The sequence below is a fragment of the Variovorax sp. MPBD4-3 genome (assembly GCF_058809745.1).
The window spans coordinates 35,918-54,598 of sequence record NZ_JBXASW010000020.1; the positions used below are offsets into that span (position 1 = coordinate 35,918).

Sequence of the window (18,681 nt, forward strand, 5' to 3'; positions counted from 1 at the left end):
CTTGTATTTTTACTTCCGATCCTGGATCGGCGCGAACTTCAGGTCTTCCGGCCCGTTGTAGTTGGCGCTCGGCCGGATGATCTTGTTGTCGATGCGCTGCTCGATGATGTGCGCGGCCCACCCCGAGGTGCGCGCGATGACGAACAGCGGCGTGAACATGGCCGTGGGCACGCCCATCATGTGGTAGCTCACGGCGCTGAACCAGTCGAGGTTGGGGAACATCTTCTTGACCTCCCACATCACGCCCTCCAGGCGCTCGGCAATGTCGAACATCTTGGTCGAGCCGGCTTCTTCCGACAGCGACTTCGCCACGCCCTTGATGACCACGTTGCGCGGATCGCTCACGGTGTAGACCGGGTGGCCGAAGCCGATCACCACTTCCTTCGCCTCCACGCGGCGGCGGATGTCGGCCTCGGCCTCGTCGGGCGAGTCGTAGCGCTTCTGGATCTCGAAGGCCACCTCGTTGGCGCCGCCATGCTTGGGCCCGCGCAGCGCACCGATGGCGCCGGTGATGGCCGAGTACATGTCGGAGCCGGTGCCGGCCACCACGCGCGCGGTGAAGGTGGAGGCGTTGAACTCGTGCTCGGCGTAGAGGTTGAGCGATGTGTGCATCGCCCGCTCCCAGCTCGCCGAGGGCTTGCACCCGTGCAGCAGGTGCAGGAAGTGCGCGCCGATCGAGTCGTCGTCGGTCTCCACGTCGATGCGCCTGCCCTGCGTCGACCAGTGATACCAGTACAGCAGCATCGAGCCCAGCGACGCCATCAGCCGGTCGGCGATGTCGCGGGCGCCGGGCAGGTTGTGGTCTTCCTTCTCGGGGAGCATGCAGCCCAGCGACGAGACGCCGGTGCGCATCACGTCCATCGGGTGGGCGCCGGCGGGCAGTTGCTCCAGCGCTTCCTTCAGGCTCGCGGGCAGGCCGCGCATCGACTTGAGCCTGGCCTTGTAGGCGCGCAGTTCCGCCGCCGTGGGCAGCTTGCCGTGCACCAGCAGGTGCGCGATTTCCTCGAACTCGCAGACTTGCGCGATGTCGAGGATGTCGTAGCCGCGGTAGTGCAGGTCGTTGCCGGTTCGCCCGACCGTGCACAGCGCGGTGTTGCCGGCGGCCACGCCGGACAGCGCCACGGATTTCTTGGGCTTGAAGCCGGGGGCGGCGAGGGTTGCGGTGTCGTTCATGCTTCTTCCTTTTCCGGATGCGGGTGTGCTGGATATGCCTTGGGTATGCGCGTGGGCCGTCCGCTCTTGTCGACGACGACCATCTCGAAGAAGGAGCGCAGCGCCTCGCGCGCCGGCTGCCCCGGTCGCTCGAAGGTGCCGGTGACGCTGACCGTGAGCGAGCTGCGGCCCTGCCGGCTGACCCACGCGCGCAGCCGCAGCACGCTGCCGACCGGCACGGGTGCGAGGAACTGCGCGTCGCCGCAGCCGGCCATGACCACGTCGGCCTGCGCGAAGGCGCGCGCCGCCAGGAAGGCCGCCTTGGACATCAGCATCAGCGCGTTGCCGCCGAACAGCGTGCCGTAGTGGTTGGCGTGCTCCGGGAACACGATTTCCATGAGTTCGAGCGCCGTGTCCTGGTTTGTCATGGTTCGCAATTTACGCAATTGCGTGGCCATAATGAAGGACTGAATTAGCCAATCATTGCGAATGAAAAAGCCCTGGTTTGCAAATCTTGCGAATACACAGGTTTCGCAAAACGGCGCGCATTCCGAAGGAGCTTCACGATGAGCAAGACATTCATGGGTGTGCGGCTGCGCAAGCTGCGCGCCGAACGCGGCATGACGCAGGTGGCGCTCGCCCAGGCGCTGGGCCTGTCGCCCAGCTACCTCAACCAGCTGGAGCAGAACCAGCGGCCGCTGACCGTGGCCGTGCTGCTGAAGGTCAGCCGCACGCTCGGCGTCGACGTGCAGCAGTTCTCGGAAGACGAGGAAGCCCGGCTCGTCTCGAGCATGCGCGACGCGCTGGCCGACAACCCTGGCGGAGAAGCCGTCGCCCTGCCCGAGTTGCGCGAAGTGGCCTCGCAGATGCCCGCGGTGGCGCGCGCGCTGCTCGCGCTGCACCGCCGCCACCAGGAAGCCATGGAGCGCCTGGAGATCATGGCCGGCGAACTCGGCGACGGCCGGGGCGAACTGACGAATGCACGCCCCATGCCTTTCGAGGCGGTGCGCGATTTCTTCTTCGCGCACCAGAACCATTTCGAGGAACTCGACCTGCTCGCGGAAAAGCTCGCGGACGAGGCGCGCGGCCACGGCGGCTCGCTGTCCGAATGGCTGCAGTCACGGCTCATGGAACAGCACGGCGTGCGCGTGGTGCCCACGGACGACGACGCCATCGACAGCCAGCGCCGCTACGACCCCGCCAGCCGCGTGCTGCGCCTGTCGGGCAGCCTGGAGCCCGGCCAGCAGTCGTTCCAGCTGGCAACCCAGCTGGCGCTGCTGGAGCAGACGACGCTGATCGAATCACTGCTGCAGAGCGCCAGCTTCAACGACGCCCCCACGCATGCGCTGGCCCGCATCGGCCTGGCGAACTACTTCGCCAGCGCCGTGCTGCTGCCCTACGGCGTTTTCCTGAAGGCCGCGGAAACCCTGCGCTACGACATCGACCTGCTGGCGCGCCGCTTCGGTGTCGGCTTCGAGACCATCTGCCATCGCCTGAGCGCCATGCAGCGGCCCGGGGCACCCGGCGTGCCCTTCTTCTTCATTCGCGTGGACCGCGCCGGAAACATCTCCAAGCGGCAGTCGGCCACGCACTTCCACTTCTCGAAGACCGGCGGCACCTGCCCGCTGTGGAACGTGTACGAGGCCTTCGCGCAGCCCGGGCGCGTGCTGCGGCAACTCGCGCGCATGCCCGACGGGCGCACCTACCTGTGGGTGGCGCGCACGGTATCGCACGGGCAGCGCGGCTTCGCCTCGCCCAGCAAGACCTTCGCCATCGGCCTGGGATGCGACATTCGCCATGCGCCGCGCTTGATCTATTCCAAGGGCCTGGACCTGACCGACCAGGACGTGCCCACCCCCATCGGCATGGGCTGCAAGGTGTGCGAGCGCGTCGCCTGCCCGCAGCGGGCGTTTCCGTTCATCGGGCGGCCGCTGGACGTGAACGAGAACGAAAGCCGGTTCACGCCCTACGCAGTGGCGGATGCCTGAACCCCCCAAAAAAAGCAGCCCGCGCGAAGGCGGGCTGAATGGCCCCCATCTCGCAAAGGGCCTGTGGAGGGAGGTGCCCGCCGGAGGAATCGAACGGGCAACGCGATGATCGCGGCCAATCTGGGAGACTTCGTGGAGGACGCCAGCGTCGGCGGGCTCTTCGGGCGGCTATTTGCGGTTCGCGGCTCTTGTCGGCATCGCGACCCGCACTTCAGCCACTGCGGCCACTTCGGCGGCGCGCGCCCTCAGCTGGCCGCAGCCGCCGTCGACATCCTGCCCCGCCGAATTGCGCAGCTTGGTCAGGATGCCGCGCTCGTGCAGCGTGCGAGCCATCTGCTCGCAGCGTTCCCACGACGGCCGGCTGAACGCCACGCCGTCGACCGCGTTGAAGGGAATCATGTTCAGCACGCAGTACTTGCCGGAAAGCAGCCGCACGATGCCGTCGATCTCGTCCTGCCCGTCGTTCACGCCTTCGAGCAGGGTCCACTGGTACTGGATCGGGTAGCCCGTGGCCCGCGCATAGCGTTCGCCTTCGGCGACCAGTTCTTCCGGCGTCATGTTCGGGGCGCGCGGAAGAAGCTTCCGGCGCAGCTCGGCCTTGGTGGTGTGCAGCGAAAGCGCCAGCGCGGGCCTCACGCGCTCCTGCAGCAGCCGCTCGAACACGCGCGGATCGCCCACGGTGGAGAACACCAGGTTCTTGTGGCCCACGTTGCCCACGGTGCCGAGCAGCTCGATGGCTTCCAGCACGTTGTCCAGGTTGTGGGCCGGCTCGCCCATGCCCATGAACACCACCTTGCGCACCGGCCGGCGCATGCGCGCGAGCGCCACCTGGGCAATGATCTCGGCGCTGCCCACCTGGCGCAGCAGGCCGTCGCGGCCCGTCATGCAGAACTGGCACCCGACGGCACAACCGACCTGCGAGGAAACGCAGAGGCCGTCGCGCGGCAGCAGCACGCTTTCGACGGTCTGGCCGTCCGCGAGCGCGACCAGCAGCCGCTCGGAACCGTCGGCGCCCGGGTGGGCCGCATGGATGCGCGCCAGCCCGGCGAGCTCGGCTTCGATGGACGGCAGCGCTTCCATCAGCGACGACGGGAAGAAGCTCGCCGGCAGGCGCCTGCCGCTGTTGCGCGGCAGCGCATGGGACCACAGCCGCAGGATCCGCTGCTCGTGGCTGGGACCCGCGCCGGCTTCCCGGAGTCGTCGTTTCAGTTCGTGGATTCGCATGCAATGTGGGGGCTGTAGCCCCGGATTGTGCCCGCCGGGCGCCGCGCGCCCGTCCGGTGGCAGACAATGCGCAAATGGCCCAAGGCAAACGAATTTCAGTCGATATCGGGGAAGACGCCCTCCAGACCATCAAGGCGCTGGGCGCCGCGGCCAAGCTGGCGCGCACGAGCGCCGGCGAAGGCCAGGCCGCCGCGGGTGCGCGGCTGGGGGTTCATGTGCAGACGATCGCGCGCATCGAATCGGGCGAGCCCGGGGTTTCGGTCGGGCACATGGTGGGGATGCTGGCGCTCTATGGCATTTCGGTGAAGCTGGAGCAGCCCGGGGCGAATGAATCGCAAAAGCCCTAGCGCAAGCCCGCCCCCTCCTCCTTCGACAGCTTGGTGAACGACAGCAGCGACAGCAACGTCATCGCCCCCACCACGCCGAATGCCGGAGAAAAATCTTCCGCCGTGAGCCGATCCGCGCCGCTGCCGTTCCACCACGCGGCCAGCGTGACCAGCGTGGCGCCGAGCGTCACGCCCAGGCTCAGCGACAGCTGCTGCGCCATGCTGTTGAGCGTGGCAGCGTGGCTCATGCGTGGCTTGGGAATCTGCGAAAAGCCGAGGGTCTGCAGCGACACCATCGCCATCGAGTTCACCAGCCCGCCGAACAGCAGCGTGACGAATATCTGCACATGCGGGGTGCTCGGGCGGAAGTGGCCGTAGCTCACGTAGCAAAGGCTGGTCAGGCAGGTCGCGCCGATGAGCAGCGAGCGGAAACCGATCGTGCGGATCGCCTTGGCCATCAGGGTGCGCGTGGCCAGCGAGCCCAGCGCGGTGGCCATCGTCAGGCTGCCCGAGGCCAGCGGCGATAGCCCGAAGCCCAGCTGCAACATCAGCGGCAGCAGGAACGGCGAGGCACCGATGGCGATGCGCAGTGGCGTGCCGCCGATGATCGATGCACGGTACGTCGAGAACCGAAGAATGCCCAGGTCGATCAGCGGGGCTGCCTTGTTGCGGCTTCGCAGGTGATACACCAGCGACACCAGCAAGCCGAAGCCCGCCATCGCCCAGATCGCCTGCACCGGCAGCAGCGACTTGCCGACCATCTCCAGGCTGCCGAGCAGCGACGTCAGGCCCACGGCCAGCAGCACGAAGCCCTCGATGTCGAAGGGCGCCGGCGAGCTGTCCTCGGGCAGGTCGTTGATGAAGCGCAGCGCACCGGCAATCGCCAGCAGGCCGAACGGGATGTTGACGAGGAAGATCCACCGCCACGAAGCCAGCGTGACGATGGCGCCGCCGAACAGCGGACCGGCCAGCCGGCCGAACGCGGGCGGCACGGTGAACCACACCATGGCCGACACCATCTGCGCCGGCGGCACGCTGCGCAGAAGAATCAGCCGTCCCACCGGCAGCATCATCGCGCCGCCCAGCCCCTGCAGCACCCGGAACGCCACCAGCTGCGGCAGCGTCTGCGCGGCGCCGCACAAGGTCGAGCCCAGCGAGAAGAAAGCCACCGCCACGCAGAACACCCGCCGGGGCCCGAAGCGCTCGGCCAGCCAGCCGCTGACGGGAAGAAAAACCGCCAGGCTCAGCAGGTAGGAAGTGATCGCGAGGTTCAGGTGCAGCACGCTCACATCGAGCGCACTCGCGATGGTCGGCAGCGCCGTTGCCATGACCGAGGTGTCGAGGTTCTGCAGGAACAGAGGCGAGGCGACGATGAGGGGAACGATGCGGTGGCGCGGCGGCATGAGGACATTGTCAACGGCGAGCGTTGCCCCTGGCAGGTCTTGTCGGCGTGGGACCACACGGCTGTGCGCCGTGTGTCCTCACGGCGCGGCGTGCGGCGCGCTTACGGTGAGGTCTCTTCCTGATCGCACACATCCATCGCGATCCCATTCTTTAGCTTCACTTTTCTGGAGTTCCGACATGACGACGACCACCAACGACCAAGGCAAGCTCTGGGACCTCATCAAGGACACCCGCTTCGGCATGCTGACCCACCGCCACGGCGACGGCCAGCTGCACAGCCATCCCCTGACCACGCAGAACAAGGACGGCGACGACGTGCGCACGCTCTACTTCTTCGTGCCCAAGAACGGCGACATCGCGCGCCACGTCGCCAGCGACCCGGTGGTGAACATCGCGTATGCGAACACCGACGACGACAGCTACGTCTCGGTGTCGGGCAATGCCGCGCTGCTCGAAGACCAGGCGAAGAAAGAGGCGCTCTTCAACAAGATGGCGCAGGCCTGGTTCCCCAACGGCCCGACCGACCCCAACCTCGGCCTGCTCGCCGTGACCGTGGTCGGTGCGGAATACTGGGACGTGGACGACAGCAAGATGGTGCAGCTGTACAAGATGGCGAAGGCCGCCATCACGGGCGAGCCGCCGAAGGATCTCGGCGAACACAAGAAGGTCGCGATCTGAGCAGAGCGTGGAGGGCCGCGCGCTGTTGATATTGCGAGCTGGCCCGCCGCAAAAAAAAGAGCGCTCGGCCTGTATGGCGAGCGCTCTGGAGTTCTGGTAGGACGTACTGGATTCGAACCAGTGACCAACGGATTAAAAGTCCGCTGCTCTACCAACTGAGCTAACGTCCCGGAACCATTCTTTGCTTCTTGCCGGCGTTGAATCCAGCAAAGCCTAAGATTATAGCGTGAGGTTTGAGGCGATTTTGTCGAGAACCCAACCTGCCGCACATTGGCCGAAAGTCGCGGTCACGCTGACGACCGAACCATAGCCGTGGCAGTTGAGCGAGCCGTCGCCTTCGATCGCGCACGAAGCATCGGGCGGCGCCACGCTCTCGCGGCTGAAGACGCAGGTCACGCCGATCTTGCGGCCTTCGCGCGGAGCGCCATGTTCCTTGCGCAGGCGTTGGCGCAGTTGGGCCAGCAGCGGGTCATGCGTGACGAGCGACAGGTCGTCGATGTCGACCTTGTGTGCCTGCCGCTTGCCGCCCGCCGCGCCCACGGTGATGAAGGCGGCGCGCGATGCGCGTGCCCATGCGGCCATCGTCAGCTTGGCCTTCACCTGGTCGCATGCGTCGACGACGGCAGTCACCGGCCCGTTCGCTGCCTGCGCCGCCTCGAGCACGCTCGACCAGTTGCCCGGCTCCACGAACTCGTCCACCGCGAGCACCCTGCAGTCCGGGTTGATCTGCGCAATGCGGTCGCGCATGGCTTCGACCTTCGCCTGGCCCACGGTCGCATCGAGCGCGTGGATCTGGCGGTTGATGTTCGATTCGGACACGTGGTCCAGGTCGACCAGCGTCAGCCGCCCGACCCCGCTGCGTGCCAGCGCCTCGACCGCCCACGACCCCACCCCGCCGATGCCGACGACCAGCACGTGCGCATTGCGGATGCGTGCCGCACCCGCCACGCCGTACAGGCGCTCCAGTCCGCCGAAGCGGCGCGCATGGTCAGGCGCCGCGGTGTCGATGACGACATCCGCGGCGGCAGGAGGAGTGGTGATCGCGGCAGTGATGATCGCGCTCAAGCGGAAGGCTCCGCCTGCATCAGCGCAAACGCGAAAGGCGTTCGCGGCCGGCTTGCGCGGCTTCCGACTGCGGGTAGGCCTTGGTCAGGTCTTCCAGCGTGCGGCGAGCGGCGCGCGTGTCCTTCAGTTCGATCTGGCAGTTCGCGATCGACAGCACGGCCTCGGGGGCCTTGGCATGGTCGGGCGCGAGCGACAGCATCGAGCGGAAATTCGCGATCGCTTCGTTGTAGTTGCGCGTGGCGTACTGGGCGTTGCCCAGCCAGAACAGCGCCGAGGCGTTGTAGCCGCTCTGCGGGTAGCGCTTGACGAATTCGGCGAACGCGGTCTGCGCCTGCGCGAACTGGCCCGAGCGGAACACACCGAGGGCGGCGTCGAAATCGGCCTTTTCCTTCGGATCGGCGTTGAACTCGCGGCCGTCCACCGACACCTTCGAAGGCTCGCTCTGCTTGAGCTTGTCGTCGAGGGTGGTCTGGCGCGACTGCATTTCGCTCACGGTGCGCGTGAGCTGCTCGTTCTGGCCGGTCATGCGCGCCAGGTCGCCTCGCATCTGCTCGATCTGGTTCTGCAGGTCGAGCAGGCTGCGACGCAATTGGCCGTTCTCGTCGGTCAGTCGCTGGTCGGTTTGCTGGCGCATGGCCTCGACGCGCTGGCGCAAGTCGAGGATGGCGCGGCGAGCCTCGTCATCCTCGAACAGTGCGGCCTGCGACCCCACCGAGACACAAAGCAAGGCGGCAGCCAGCGCCGCGCCTCGCAACACAGCGCGGTGCATCACTGGCGGTACGTGATTTCGGCGCGACGGTTCTGCGCCCAGACTTCTTCACCCGACCCCTGGACGGCAGGCTTTTCCTTGCCGAAGCTCACGGCTTCGATCTGGTTGTCGTTCACGCCCAGCAGGGTCAGTGCACGACGCACGGCTTCGGAGCGCTTCTGGCCCAGTGCCAGGTTGTATTCGCGGCCGCCGCGTTCGTCGGTGTGACCTTCGATCGACACGCGACGCTGCGGGTTGGCCTTGAGGAAACGTGCATGACCGTCGATGGCCGACTGGAACTCGGGCTTGACCGTGTAGCTGTCGTAATCGAAGTAGATGATGCGCGCCACGCCCACCGGACCTTGCGCGGTGCCCGCGTTCGGATCGATGGTCACGGGAGCCACGGCGCTAGCGCCACCTTGCTGGCCGCCGGCGGTGCCGGAGCGGTCGGTCACCGGCGTTTCGTTGAGCTTGGTGCCCGACGAGCAACCGGCAATAAGAGCCACGATGGCCAGCGAATAGATCGTACGTTTCAACATTTGGAACTCCTCAAGTAAACCTAATCATTGCTTTTGAAACGGACCCCAGTCCGGTTCTCTTATGTCTCCCGCCTGCCCAGCCAGTCGTGCCTTTATTTTTCCATCCAAAGTGGTCGTCATCAGGGCCTCGCGGCCTTGCAGCTGCGTGGCGTAGACGATCAATTTGCTGTTCGGGGCAAAACTCGGGCTCTCGTCGGCGGTGGTATCCGTGATGGCGCTGACATTGCCGGTGGCCAACTCCATCACATGGAGTTTGAATGCACCTCCCACACGGGAGATGTAGGCCAACCACCGGCCATCGCCGCTGACAGCCGGAGAAATGTTGTAGGTGCCGCTGAAGGTCACGCGCGTCGGGTTGCCGCCACCAGCGCCCATCTTGTAGATCTGCGGGGCACCGCCACGGTCGCTGACGAAGTAGATGGTGCTGCCGTCGGCCGAGAACGCCGGCTCGGTGTCGATGCTCGAGCTTTGCGTGAGGCGGCGCGGTTCGCCGCCGCCGGCCGGAATGGTGAAGAGCTGCGAGCCGCCGTCACGGCTGAGGGTGACCGCGAGCGAATTGCCGTCGGGTGCCCATGCAGGTGCGCTGTTCGATCCCTTGAAGTTCGCGAGAAGGCGGCGCTGGCCACTGGCCACGTTGTGCACGTAGACGACCGGCTTGCGCGACTCGAAGGACACATACGCCAGTTGCTGGCCGTTGGACGACCAGCAGGGCGAGATGATCGGCTCGGGGCTGGCCAGCGCGGCTTGCGCGTTCTCGCCGTCGGCGTCGGCCACCCACAGCGAATAGCGGCTGCCGGCCTTGGTGACGTAGGCGATGCGGGTCGAGAAGATGCCTTTTTCGCCGGTCAGCTTTTCATAGACGTAGTCAGCGATGCGGTGCGAAGCCAGCCGCAGGTCGCCTTGCGGCACCGTGTAGCTCTGGCCGCCGAGGTCCTGGCCCTTGACCACGTCCCACAGGCGGAAACGCACGTCGAAACGGCCGTCGGCCAGGCGGCTGACGCTGCCCACCACGAGCGAGTCGGCGGTGCGCTGCCGCCACAGCGACAGGTCGGGGCGCGAAGCTTCGTCCAGTGCCTGGCCGGAAGCATCGACGCCACGGAACTGGCCGCTTCGCTCCAGGTCGGCCTGGACGATGTCGGAGATTTTCTGCGGGGAGGATTCCTGGCCCTTGAAGGGAACAAGCGCGATTGGCAGCTGCGTCAGCCCGACGCCCGACACTTCGACCCGGAACTGGGCCAGTGCAGGAAGCATGGGAGTGGCGGCAAGTGCCGCAATGAGGGTGCGGCGTGCAAATAGCGATGAAGAAGGAGTTGGAATTGGAGTTGGCAACGGCTTGTTCATGCGGTTCGGAGAGGTTTCCGGGTAAAAAGTTCTCCCCGGCTTGACGGGCCACATGTTACACACTGGTTTGGAGACGCCGTCACAAAACGTTTATCCAGCGGCGCGGTCCTACAGAATCACTTCAGGAAGCCCGAAACGGGCCCACCCGTAGAATCCGCCGCCATGCAAGCTTCCCCCGGCGGCGAGACTCCTCGCCCTCCCCTGATGCGCCGCCTGGCGCGACTCATGACCTGGTTCGGCGGCTCGCGCCAATGGTGGGCCCTTGGATTGAGCGGGGCGATGCTGGCGGCAATCACCGAGCCGCTCATGGCCGCCCTGCTCAAGCCGCTGCTCGACCGCGGCTTCACGCGCGGCGAGATGCCGCTGTGGTTCGTGCCCGCCGCCGTGCTGCTGCTGTTCGCGGTGCGCGGCATCGCCCAGTTCATTTCCCAGTACGCCCTCTCGCGCATCGCCAACGAGGGCATGCAGAAGCTGCGGCGGGTGATGTTCGAGCGCCTGCTCGGCGCCGAGCTCGCGCTGTTCGCGCGGCAGTCGGCCAGCGCGCTTTCGAACACCGTGGTCTACGAAGTACAGACCGGCGCGATGCTGCTGGTGCAGGCGCTGCTCGGCCTTTCGCGCGACGGCTTCACGCTGATCGCGCTGCTGGGCTATCTGGTCTACCTGAACTGGAAGCTCACTCTCATCGTGGCCTTCCTGGTGCCCAGCATCTCGTGGATCATGAAGGTGTTCTCCAAGCGGCTCTACCGGCTCACGCAGCAGGGCCAGCAGGCCACCGACGAGCTGGCCTACGTGGTCGAGGAAAACGTGCTCGCCCACCGCGTGGTGCGCCTGCACGGGGCCGAAGGCGCGCAGGGCCATCGCTTCGAACAGCTGAGCCAGCGCCTGAACCGCCTGGCCGTGAAATCGACCATCGCCCAGGCCGCGACCACGCCGCTCACGCAGATGATGGCCTCGCTGGCACTGTCGGTGGTGGTGATGATCGCGCTGTGGCAAAGCGGCAAGCAGGGCTTCACCGTGGGCGGCTTCGTTGCCTACATCACGGCCATGCTGATGCTGATCGCGCCCATCCGCCGGCTGGCCGAGGTGGCCGGGCCGATCACGCGCGGACTGGCCGCACTGGAGCGCGGACTGGTGCTGATCGACGAGGTCGCCCCGGAGTCGCAGGGCACGTTCAGCCTCGACCACGCCGATGGCCACATCGAACTGCGCAACGTGCAGGTCAGCTACCGCGGCGACGACGAGCAGCGCGCCCTCGACGGCGTGAGCCTGACCATCCAACCCGGCCAGGTGGTGGCCTTCGTCGGGCCTTCGGGTTCGGGCAAGACCACGCTGGTGAACCTGCTGCCGCGCTTCGTGCAACCCAGCAGCGGCCAGGTGCTGCTCGACGGACACGACACCAGCGAATGGCAGCTGAAGAGCCTGCGCGCGCAGTTCGCGATGGTCAGCCAGGACGTGGTGATGCTCAACGAGACCCTCGCGGCCAACGTGGCGCTGGGCGCGGAAATCGATCGCGAACGCGTGCTGCAGTGCATAGAGGCGGCCAACCTGAGCTCGCACGTGGAGAACCTGCCCCAGGGTATCGACACCGTGCTGGGCCACAACGCCACGCAGCTCTCGGGCGGCCAACGCCAGCGCTTGGCCATCGCCCGTGCGCTCTACAAGAACGCGCCGGTGCTGCTGCTCGACGAGGCCACCTCCGCGCTCGACACCGAATCGGAGCGCCTCGTGCAGGACGCCCTGCAGCGCCTCATGCAGAACCGCACCACGCTGATCGTGGCCCACCGCCTGTCGACCATCCAGCACGCGGACCGCATCATCGTGATGGAGCAAGGCCGCATTGCCGAGCAAGGCAGCCACGAGCAGCTGATGCAGCTCGACGGCCTGTATGCGCGGCTGCAGACGCTGGCGGTGCGCAGCGCGCCGCCGGGGCAAGACCCGACGCTCTGATCAGCGCAAAGCGCTCGGGTCAGAGCAGCACGATGTCGTACTGCCCCTGCCCGATCGCCGGCTCGGACTGCAGCGAAATCGGCTTGCCGATGAAGTCGCTCAGGCCCGCCAGGTGCTGGCTTTCCTCGTCAAGGAACAGTTCGATCACCTGCGGCGACGACACGATGCGGAACTCGCGCGGCGTGAACTGGCGCGCCTCGCGCAATATCTCCCGCATCACGTCGTAGGCCACGCTGCGCGCGGTCTTCACGATGCCCTGTCCGCCGCAGGCCGCGCAGGGTTCGCACAGCATGTGCGCCAGCGATTCGCGCGTGCGCTTGCGCGTCATCTCGACCAGGCCAAGCTGCGAGAAACCGCCAGCTGTCGTCTTCACCCGGTCGCGCGCCAGTTGCTTGCGGAATTCGGCCAGCACCTGCTCGCGGTGGTCGTCGCGCCCCATGTCGATGAAGTCGACGATGATGATCCCGCCCAGGTTGCGCAGCCGCAGCTGCCGCGCAATGGCCTGCGCCGCCTCCAGGTTGGTCTTGAAGATGGTGTCGTCGAAGTTGCGTGCGCCGACGAAGCCGCCGGTGTTCACGTCCACCGTGGTCAGTGCCTCGGTCTGGTCGACCACGAGGTAGCCGCCCGACTTGAGCTCGACGCGCCGCCCCAGCGCCTTGGCGATTTCCTCGTCGACCGAATACAAATCGAAGATCGGCCGCTCGCCCTTGTAGTGCTGCAGCTTGCCCGCCGCCTTGGGCATGAATTCGAGGCCGAACTTCAGCAGCACCTCGAACTGCTCGCGCGAATCGATGCGGATGGTCTGCGTGTCTTCGCCCGTCATGTCGCGCAGCACCCGCTGCAGCAGGCTCAGGTCCTGGTGCAGCAGCGACATCGCCGGCATGCGCATCGAGGCGTCGCGGATGCGCGACCATGTCTTGCGCAGGTAGGCAATGTCTTCGGCCAGCTCGGGGTCGGACGAATCCTCTCCGTTGGTGCGCAGGATGAAGCCGCCGGTGTTCGCCGGCACCACGCCGCCGCTGTCGGCCGCCGCGGCCGCCTCGATCAGCGCCAGCATGCGGTTGCGCAGCGACTCGCGCTGGTCCGAAGGAATCTTCTGCGACACGCCGATATGGTTGTCCTGCGGCAGGAACACCAGCAGCCGCCCGGCGATGCTGATCTGCGTCGACAGCCGCGCGCCCTTGGTGCCGATCGGGTCCTTGATGACCTGCACCAGCAGCGACTGGCCTTCGAACACCTGCTTCTCGATGGGCACCATCGGCCCGCCGTTGCGGTGGTCTCGTTCCGGCGCCGGCGCGCTGGGCCGCGAGCCCGGCGTGAACGGCGCCACGATGTCGGCCACGTGCAGGAAGGCGGTGCGCTCCAGGCCGATGTCGATGAAGGCCGACTGCATGCCCGGCAGCACGCGCGACACCTTGCCGAGGTAGATGTTGCCGACCAGCCCGCGCTCCAGCGTGCGCTCGACGTGCAGCTCTTGCACCGCGCCGTGCTCGACCAGCGCCACACGGGTCTCCTGCGGGGACCAGTTGATCAGGATGTCTTGCATGGAATTCTTGTCAGGTATTGAAACCGGCGCCCCGGAGCAGCTCGGCGGTCTCGAACATGGGAAGTCCCATGATGCCCGAATAGGACCCGCTGATGTGCTCGATGAACGCAGCCGCCGCGCCCTGGATGGCATAGGCCCCGGCCTTGCCGAGCGGCTCGCCGCTTTCGGCGTAGCGGGCAACCTGCGCCTCGGTGATCTTCGCGAAGCGCACGCGCGAGACGCTGAGCGCGGCATGGCGCCGGTCGCCGTCCTGCAGGGCCACGGCCGTCAGCACGCGGTGCGTGGTGCCCGAGAGCATGGCGAGCATGCGCGCGGCATCCGCGGCGTCGTCGGGCTTGCCGAGAATGGTGCGGCCCAGCGCGACGGTGGTGTCGGCGCAGAGCACCGGCGCGTTGGCCAGCCCGCGCCGCCGCAGCCGCGCCACGGCCGCATCGAGCTTGAGGGCGGTCACGCGCTGCACATAGGAGGCCGGCGCCTCGTTCGGCAGCACCGCTTCGAGCGACTCTGCGTCTTCGTCGGCGTCGGCGAGCAGCAATGCATGGCGAATACCGAGCTGGCCCAGCAGCTGCGCACGGCGCGGGCTTTGCGAGGCGAGGTAGATGAAGTCGGACAAGGTTCAGTTCTCCTGCGAAGCTGCTGCCCGCCGCGCCGCAGCCGGCCGGCCTGGTGGATGAAGCCGCGCAGCAGCCGCATCCCGCCCGCCGGGGCGCTTCATTCGCGGTGGTAGGGATGGCCTGCGTTCACCGACCAGGCCCGGTACAGCTGCTCGACCAGCAGAACGCGCGCCATCGCGTGCGGCAGGGTCAGGTCGGACAGCCGGATGCGCTCGTGGGCCGCGGCCTTGAAGGCCGGATCGAGTCCGTCGGGACCGCCGATGACAAGCGCGACATCGTCGCCCTCGCCTTGCCAGGACTGCAGCCGGGCCGCCAGCGCCTTGGTGGTCAGCGCGGTGCCGCGCTCGTCGAGCACGACGATGCGCATGCCGCGCGCAATGGCGCCTTCGATGCGCTCGCGCTCGGCGGCGTACAGGGTTTCGAGTGATTTGGAGCCGCGCGGCTCGGTCTTGACCGCGCGCAACTCGAGCTTGAGTTCCGGCGGAAAGCGCTTGGCGTAGTCGTCCCAGGCAGTCTGTGCCCAATCGGGCATGCGCTGCCCGACGGCAACCACCAGCAGCTTCATGCGCGGCGGGCTGGCGCCTTCTTGGCTGCCGCCTTCTTGGCAGCGGGCTTCTTGGCCGCCGGCTTGCCGACGACCTTGACCGGCACGCGCGCCGTGGTGGCGCCGGCCGTCTTGGCGGGCGCCTTCTTCGCTGCAGTCTTGGCCGTGGTCTTGGAGGCAGCCTTCTTCGCCGGTGCCTTCGCTGCCTTGGCTTCCTGCTCGGCTGCGCGGATCGCGGTCTTGGCGGCGCTCGAGCGGCGCAGCGTGGGCTCCTTGGCGGCGCCCTTCTTCTTGGTTTCCGGCTCGTCCTTGGTGGACGAACTCGTGGACGCTGCGGGCTTGGCACCACCGAGCTTGGCGCGCACCGGCTTGTCGCCCCAGATCTCTTCGAGGTGGTAGTACTGGCGGATGGCCGGCTGCATGATGTGCGCGACCGCGGCGCCGCAGTCCACGATGATCCACTCGCCGTTTTCCTCGCCCTCGATGCGCGGCTTGCCGAAACCGGCTTCGCGCACGGCGTCGCGCACGCTGGCTGCAAGCGCCTTGGTCTGGCGGTTCGAGGTGCCCGACGCGACGATCACGCGCTCGAACAGCGGTGACAGATGCTCCGTGTCGAATACCTGGATGTCCTGCGCCTTGACGTCTTCGAGACCATCGATGATGGCTCGCTGGAGTTTCTGGGTGTCTTTTTTGGCGGCGGCTTCAGTGGTCATCAGGCAGAGCGGTAGAGGTGGTGTTGGTCAATATAGCGTGCAACCGTGGCCGGAACCAGCGAGGAAATGTCCACGCCAAGCGCCGCGCGCCGCCGAATCTCGGTGGCGCTGATGTCCATAGGTGGCAATTCGAGCGCCTCGAAACGCGCACCGGCCGGGAGGCCGGGCAGCATCTTCGGATCAAAACGAGCAGTGTCGCCCGTCGATAATGCGCGATACGCTACAGAAACGATAGCAATGCCGAGTATATCCTGCCAGCCATGCCAGGTCGGCAGCGCGCTTGCCTGGTCGGCTCCCATGATCAGCACGAGCTGCGCGCCGGGCTGCTCTTTCTGCAGTTCGTGCAGGGTGTCGAGCGTGTAGGTGGGACCGTCGCGCAGCACTTCGCGGCTGTCGACGACGACGGTGCCTTTCAGTCCCGCGAAGGCCAGCCGCGTCATCGCGAGGCGGTCTTCCTTCGGCGTGAGCGCCCTGCTCTTGTGCCAGGCCTGCCCGGTGGGAATGACATGCAGCTCGGACAGATCGAGCTGCGCAAGCGCGGCATCGGCCAGCGCCACATGGGCGTTGTGCGGCGGATCGAACGCGCCGCCGAAGACACCGATGCGCGGCACCTTGCCGGAAGAAGAAATCACAGCCAGTCGCGCCGCACGATGAAGTCGCTGTACAGCGCGGCTTCCGGGCTGCCCGGCTCGGGCCGTTGCTGGTAGGCCCAGCTCGCCAGCGGCGGCATCGACAGCAGGATCGATTCCGTGCGCCCACCGGACTGCAGGCCGAAGTGCGTGCCGCGGTCCCACACGAGGTTGAACTCGACATAGCGTCCGCGACGGTAGAGCTGGAAGTTGCGCTCGCGCTCGGTGTAAGGCATGGCGCGGCGGCGCTCGACCACGGGCAGGTAGGCAGGCAGGAAGCCGTCGCCCACCGAGCGCATCAAGGCAAAGCCGTTCTCGAAGCCGCCTTCCGAAAAGTCGTCGAAGAAGATGCCGCCGATGCCGCGCTGCTCGTTGCGGTGCTTCAGGAAGAAATACTCGTCGCACCACGTCTTGAAGCGCGGGTACTTGTCTTCGCCGAAGGGCGCGAGCGCATCGCGGCACACGGTGTGGAAGTGCACCGCGTCTTCCTCGAAGCCGTAGCACGGCGTGAGGTCCATGCCGCCGCCGAACCAGCAGACCGGTTCGCCGCCTTCAGGAAGTGCCGCGAGCATGCGCACATTCATGTGGACGATCGGCACGTAGGGGTTGCGCGGATGGAACACAAGCGACACGCCCATCGCCTCGAAAGGCGCGCCCGACAGCTCGGGCCGGTTCTGCGTGGCCGATGGCGGCAGCCTGGGGCCGCGCACCTGCGAGAAGCCGCAGCCGGCGCGCTCGAACAGTTCCCCGCCTTCGCGGATGCAGGTCAGGCCCTGGCCCTGCAGCGGCTCACCGGGCTCTTTTTGCCAGGCGTCGCGCACGCACGCGCCACCGTCGGCCTTTTCCACCGCTGAAATGATCGACTGCTGCAGACCGCGCAGGTAGTCGCCGACCGCCGCCGGGTTGGTTTGCTGCATCAAGCGTTGGGTGTGTTGCGCGCGTGCACGGCGCGGAATCCGATGTCCTTGCGGTATTGGGCGCCGTCGAAATTGACGCGCGCCGCCACCTCGTAGGCCCGCTGCTGCGCAAGCTTGACGCTGTCGGCCAGCACGGTCACGCAGAGCACGCGGCCGCCGCTGGTCTTGAGCTCGCCGTTTTCCAGCGTGGTGCCGGCGTGGAACACCACGGCATCGGGCGCCTCGGCCGGGATGCCGGTGATGCGGTCGCCCTTGCGCGGCGACAGCGGGTAGCCGTGCGCGGCCATCACCACGCCCAGCGCCACGCGGCGGTCCCACTGCAGCTCGACCTGGTCGAGCGTGCCGTCGGTGGCGTGCCAGAACACCTCGAACAGGTCGGACTTCAGCCGCATCATGATGGGCTGCGTCTCGGGGTCGCCCATGCGGCAGTTGAATTCGAGCGTCTTCGGATGGCCGGCCGCGTCGATCATCAGGCCGGCGTACAGGAAGCCGGTGTAGGGAATGCCGTCTTTTTCCATGCCGCGGATGGTCGGCAGGATGATTTCGCGCATGGCGCGCGCATGCACCTCGGCCGTGACCACCGGCGCGGGCGAATACGCGCCCATGCCGCCGGTATTGGGGCCTTCGTCGTTGTCGAGCAGGCGCTTGTGGTCCTGGCTGGTGGCCAGCGCGGTGACGTTCTTGCCGTCGCACAGCACGATGAAGCTGGCTTCCTCGCCCTGCAGGAATTCTTCGATGACGACGCGCGCGCCGCCCTCGTTGTGCGACACGCCAAACTTGTTGTCGACCAGCATGAAGTCGACCGCCTCGTGCGCTTCCTGCGCGGTCATGGCGACCACCACGCCCTTGCCTGCCGCCAGGCCGTCGGCTTTGACGACGATGGGTGCGCCCTTGGCGTCGATGTAGGCATGCGCCGCGGCGGCATCGGTGAAGGCTTCGTATTCGGCCGTGGGGATCTTGTGGCGCTTCATGAACGCCTTGGAGAACGCCTTGGAGCTCTCGAGCTGCGCGGCAGCCTGCGTCGGCCCGAAGATGCGCAGGCCGTGCGCGCGGAACTCGTCGACCACGCCCGCGGCCAGCGGCGCCTCGGGGCCGACCACGGTCAGCGCGATCTTTTCCTTGATGGCCCATTCGCGCAGCGCGGCGGGCTCGGTGATGTCGATGCAGTCGTAGCGCTCGTCGCTCGCGGTGCCGCCGTTGCCCGGCGCCACGTACACGCGGCTCACCCGGGTGGCCTGCGCCAGGCGCCACGCCAGAGCGTGTTCACGGCCCCCTCCCCCAATTACCAGTACCTTCATTCGCGGGC

General features: G+C 67.0%; 19 protein-coding genes and 1 tRNA gene. 4 read left to right on the forward strand and 16 right to left on the reverse strand.

The features are described from left to right. Positions 1 to 9: 9 nt before the first annotated feature. Both prpC and AC1RVW_RS14560 read right to left on the reverse strand, forming a co-directional pair. On the reverse strand, positions 10 to 1,173 hold the full coding sequence (gene prpC, locus AC1RVW_RS14555) for a bifunctional 2-methylcitrate synthase/citrate synthase (RefSeq protein WP_493200678.1): 1,164 nt from the start codon (positions 1,171 to 1,173) through the stop codon (positions 10 to 12). After that, positions 1,170 to 1,580, reverse strand: a complete 411-nt coding sequence (locus tag AC1RVW_RS14560; protein WP_493200680.1) for an acyl-CoA thioesterase — start codon at positions 1,578 to 1,580, stop codon at positions 1,170 to 1,172. Before AC1RVW_RS14560 ends, prpC begins: the two co-directional genes overlap by 4 nt. Before the next feature lie 138 nt (positions 1,581 to 1,718). Here AC1RVW_RS14560 and AC1RVW_RS14565 point away from each other — a divergent pair, with 138 nt between their 5' ends. Next, positions 1,719 to 3,140 carry a short-chain fatty acyl-CoA regulator family protein gene (locus AC1RVW_RS14565; protein ID WP_493200682.1) on the forward strand — a complete coding sequence of 474 codons (1,422 nt, stop codon included), beginning with the start codon at positions 1,719 to 1,721 and terminating at the stop codon, positions 3,138 to 3,140. Between the two features lie 168 nt (positions 3,141 to 3,308). On the opposite strand, the gene AC1RVW_RS14570 is transcribed toward AC1RVW_RS14565, so the two are convergent. Further along, complete coding sequence (locus AC1RVW_RS14570; RefSeq protein WP_493200684.1) at positions 3,309 to 4,364, reverse strand: RNA methyltransferase; 1,056 nt, start codon at positions 4,362 to 4,364, stop codon at positions 3,309 to 3,311. A 56-nt stretch (positions 4,365 to 4,420) separates the two neighbouring features. Here AC1RVW_RS14570 and AC1RVW_RS14575 point away from each other — a divergent pair, with 56 nt between their 5' ends. Then, complete coding sequence (locus tag AC1RVW_RS14575) at positions 4,421 to 4,711, forward strand: helix-turn-helix domain-containing protein (protein WP_493200686.1); 291 nt, start codon at positions 4,421 to 4,423, stop codon at positions 4,709 to 4,711. Here AC1RVW_RS14575 and AC1RVW_RS14580 read toward each other — a convergent pair. Beyond that, complete coding sequence (locus AC1RVW_RS14580; protein WP_081270504.1) at positions 4,708 to 6,093, reverse strand: MFS transporter; 1,386 nt, start codon at positions 6,091 to 6,093, stop codon at positions 4,708 to 4,710. The genes AC1RVW_RS14575 and AC1RVW_RS14580 overlap by 4 nt on opposite strands. A 178-nt stretch (positions 6,094 to 6,271) precedes the next feature. Here AC1RVW_RS14580 and AC1RVW_RS14585 point away from each other — a divergent pair, with 178 nt between their 5' ends. After that, entirely contained in the window at positions 6,272 to 6,772 is a 501-nt protein-coding gene (locus AC1RVW_RS14585; RefSeq protein ID WP_493200689.1) for a pyridoxamine 5'-phosphate oxidase family protein, read from the forward strand. A 94-nt stretch (positions 6,773 to 6,866) separates the two neighbouring features. On the opposite strand, the gene AC1RVW_RS14590 is transcribed toward AC1RVW_RS14585, so the two are convergent. The 5 genes from AC1RVW_RS14590 to tolB all read right to left on the reverse strand — a co-directional run bounded on the left by AC1RVW_RS14590 (position 6,867) and on the right by tolB (position 10,465). Further along, a tRNA-Lys gene (locus tag AC1RVW_RS14590) sits at positions 6,867 to 6,942 on the reverse strand. Between the two features lie 49 nt (positions 6,943 to 6,991). Beyond that, positions 6,992 to 7,837: a tRNA threonylcarbamoyladenosine dehydratase gene (locus AC1RVW_RS14595; protein ID WP_493200691.1), complete on the reverse strand. Its 846-nt coding sequence runs from the start codon at positions 7,835 to 7,837 to the stop codon at positions 6,992 to 6,994. A 19-nt stretch (positions 7,838 to 7,856) separates the two neighbouring features. Continuing rightward, positions 7,857 to 8,606, reverse strand: a complete 750-nt coding sequence (ybgF, locus tag AC1RVW_RS14600; RefSeq protein ID WP_081270502.1) for a tol-pal system protein YbgF — start codon at positions 8,604 to 8,606, stop codon at positions 7,857 to 7,859. Next, complete coding sequence (gene pal / locus AC1RVW_RS14605) at positions 8,606 to 9,124, reverse strand: peptidoglycan-associated lipoprotein Pal (RefSeq protein WP_106934644.1); 519 nt, start codon at positions 9,122 to 9,124, stop codon at positions 8,606 to 8,608. Before pal ends, ybgF begins: the two co-directional genes overlap by 1 nt. A 24-nt stretch (positions 9,125 to 9,148) precedes the next feature. Then, positions 9,149 to 10,465, reverse strand: coding sequence for a Tol-Pal system beta propeller repeat protein TolB (gene tolB, locus AC1RVW_RS14610; RefSeq protein ID WP_081270500.1), 1,317 nt, complete (start codon positions 10,463 to 10,465; stop codon positions 9,149 to 9,151). 162 nt (positions 10,466 to 10,627) lie between these two features. Here tolB and msbA point away from each other — a divergent pair, with 162 nt between their 5' ends. Then, complete coding sequence (gene msbA, locus AC1RVW_RS14615; RefSeq protein WP_493200694.1) at positions 10,628 to 12,412, forward strand: lipid A export permease/ATP-binding protein MsbA; 1,785 nt, start codon at positions 10,628 to 10,630, stop codon at positions 12,410 to 12,412. 19 nt (positions 12,413 to 12,431) lie between these two features. Here msbA and rng read toward each other — a convergent pair whose 3' ends face one another. From rng to purD, 7 genes are all read right to left on the reverse strand, one after another. Then, complete coding sequence (gene rng / locus AC1RVW_RS14620; RefSeq protein WP_081270498.1) at positions 12,432 to 13,958, reverse strand: ribonuclease G; 1,527 nt, start codon at positions 13,956 to 13,958, stop codon at positions 12,432 to 12,434. A 10-nt stretch (positions 13,959 to 13,968) separates the two neighbouring features. After that, complete coding sequence (locus tag AC1RVW_RS14625; RefSeq protein WP_493200697.1) at positions 13,969 to 14,571, reverse strand: Maf family protein; 603 nt, start codon at positions 14,569 to 14,571, stop codon at positions 13,969 to 13,971. 98 nt (positions 14,572 to 14,669) lie between these two features. After that, complete coding sequence (gene rlmH, locus AC1RVW_RS14630; protein WP_081270496.1) at positions 14,670 to 15,137, reverse strand: 23S rRNA (pseudouridine(1915)-N(3))-methyltransferase RlmH; 468 nt, start codon at positions 15,135 to 15,137, stop codon at positions 14,670 to 14,672. Further along, entirely contained in the window at positions 15,134 to 15,829 is a 696-nt protein-coding gene (rsfS, locus tag AC1RVW_RS14635) for a ribosome silencing factor (protein WP_493200699.1), read from the reverse strand. The genes rlmH and rsfS overlap by 4 nt, the downstream gene beginning before the upstream one ends. Further along, complete coding sequence (nadD, locus tag AC1RVW_RS14640; RefSeq protein ID WP_409196349.1) at positions 15,829 to 16,458, reverse strand: nicotinate-nucleotide adenylyltransferase; 630 nt, start codon at positions 16,456 to 16,458, stop codon at positions 15,829 to 15,831. Before nadD ends, rsfS begins: the two co-directional genes overlap by 1 nt. After that, positions 16,458 to 17,375 carry an oxygen-dependent coproporphyrinogen oxidase gene (hemF, locus tag AC1RVW_RS14645; RefSeq protein WP_493200701.1) on the reverse strand — a complete coding sequence of 306 codons (918 nt, stop codon included), beginning with the start codon at positions 17,373 to 17,375 and terminating at the stop codon, positions 16,458 to 16,460. The genes nadD and hemF overlap by 1 nt, the downstream gene beginning before the upstream one ends. Continuing rightward, the gene (purD, locus tag AC1RVW_RS14650) at positions 17,375 to 18,673 is read right to left on the reverse strand and encodes a phosphoribosylamine--glycine ligase (protein ID WP_081270493.1); all 1,299 of its coding nucleotides are present in this window, start codon (positions 18,671 to 18,673) and stop codon (positions 17,375 to 17,377) included. The genes hemF and purD overlap by 1 nt, the downstream gene beginning before the upstream one ends. Positions 18,674 to 18,681 lie beyond the last annotated feature (8 nt).

Coding starts and splice junctions, on each gene's coding strand:
- purD (WP_081270493.1), bottom strand. CDS start 18,673: ATGAAGGTACTGGTAATTGGGGGAGGGGGCCGTGAACACGCTCTGGCG.
- AC1RVW_RS14570 (WP_493200684.1), bottom strand. CDS start 4,364: ATGCGAATCCACGAACTGAAACGACGACTCCGGGAAGCCGGCGCGGGT.
- msbA (WP_493200694.1), top strand. CDS start 10,628: ATGCAAGCTTCCCCCGGCGGCGAGACTCCTCGCCCTCCCCTGATGCGC.
- rlmH (WP_081270496.1), bottom strand. CDS start 15,137: ATGAAGCTGCTGGTGGTTGCCGTCGGGCAGCGCATGCCCGATTGGGCA.
- AC1RVW_RS14585 (WP_493200689.1), top strand. CDS start 6,272: ATGACGACGACCACCAACGACCAAGGCAAGCTCTGGGACCTCATCAAG.
- AC1RVW_RS14565 (WP_493200682.1), top strand. CDS start 1,719: ATGAGCAAGACATTCATGGGTGTGCGGCTGCGCAAGCTGCGCGCCGAA.
- prpC (WP_493200678.1), bottom strand. CDS start 1,173: ATGAACGACACCGCAACCCTCGCCGCCCCCGGCTTCAAGCCCAAGAAA.
- AC1RVW_RS14560 (WP_493200680.1), bottom strand. CDS start 1,580: ATGACAAACCAGGACACGGCGCTCGAACTCATGGAAATCGTGTTCCCG.
- rsfS (WP_493200699.1), bottom strand. CDS start 15,829: ATGACCACTGAAGCCGCCGCCAAAAAAGACACCCAGAAACTCCAGCGA.
- pal (WP_106934644.1), bottom strand. CDS start 9,124: ATGTTGAAACGTACGATCTATTCGCTGGCCATCGTGGCTCTTATTGCC.
- rng (WP_081270498.1), bottom strand. CDS start 13,958: ATGCAAGACATCCTGATCAACTGGTCCCCGCAGGAGACCCGTGTGGCG.
- tolB (WP_081270500.1), bottom strand. CDS start 10,465: ATGAACAAGCCGTTGCCAACTCCAATTCCAACTCCTTCTTCATCGCTA.
- AC1RVW_RS14580 (WP_081270504.1), bottom strand. CDS start 6,093: ATGCCGCCGCGCCACCGCATCGTTCCCCTCATCGTCGCCTCGCCTCTG.
- hemF (WP_493200701.1), bottom strand. CDS start 17,375: ATGCAGCAAACCAACCCGGCGGCGGTCGGCGACTACCTGCGCGGTCTG.
- ybgF (WP_081270502.1), bottom strand. CDS start 8,606: ATGCACCGCGCTGTGTTGCGAGGCGCGGCGCTGGCTGCCGCCTTGCTT.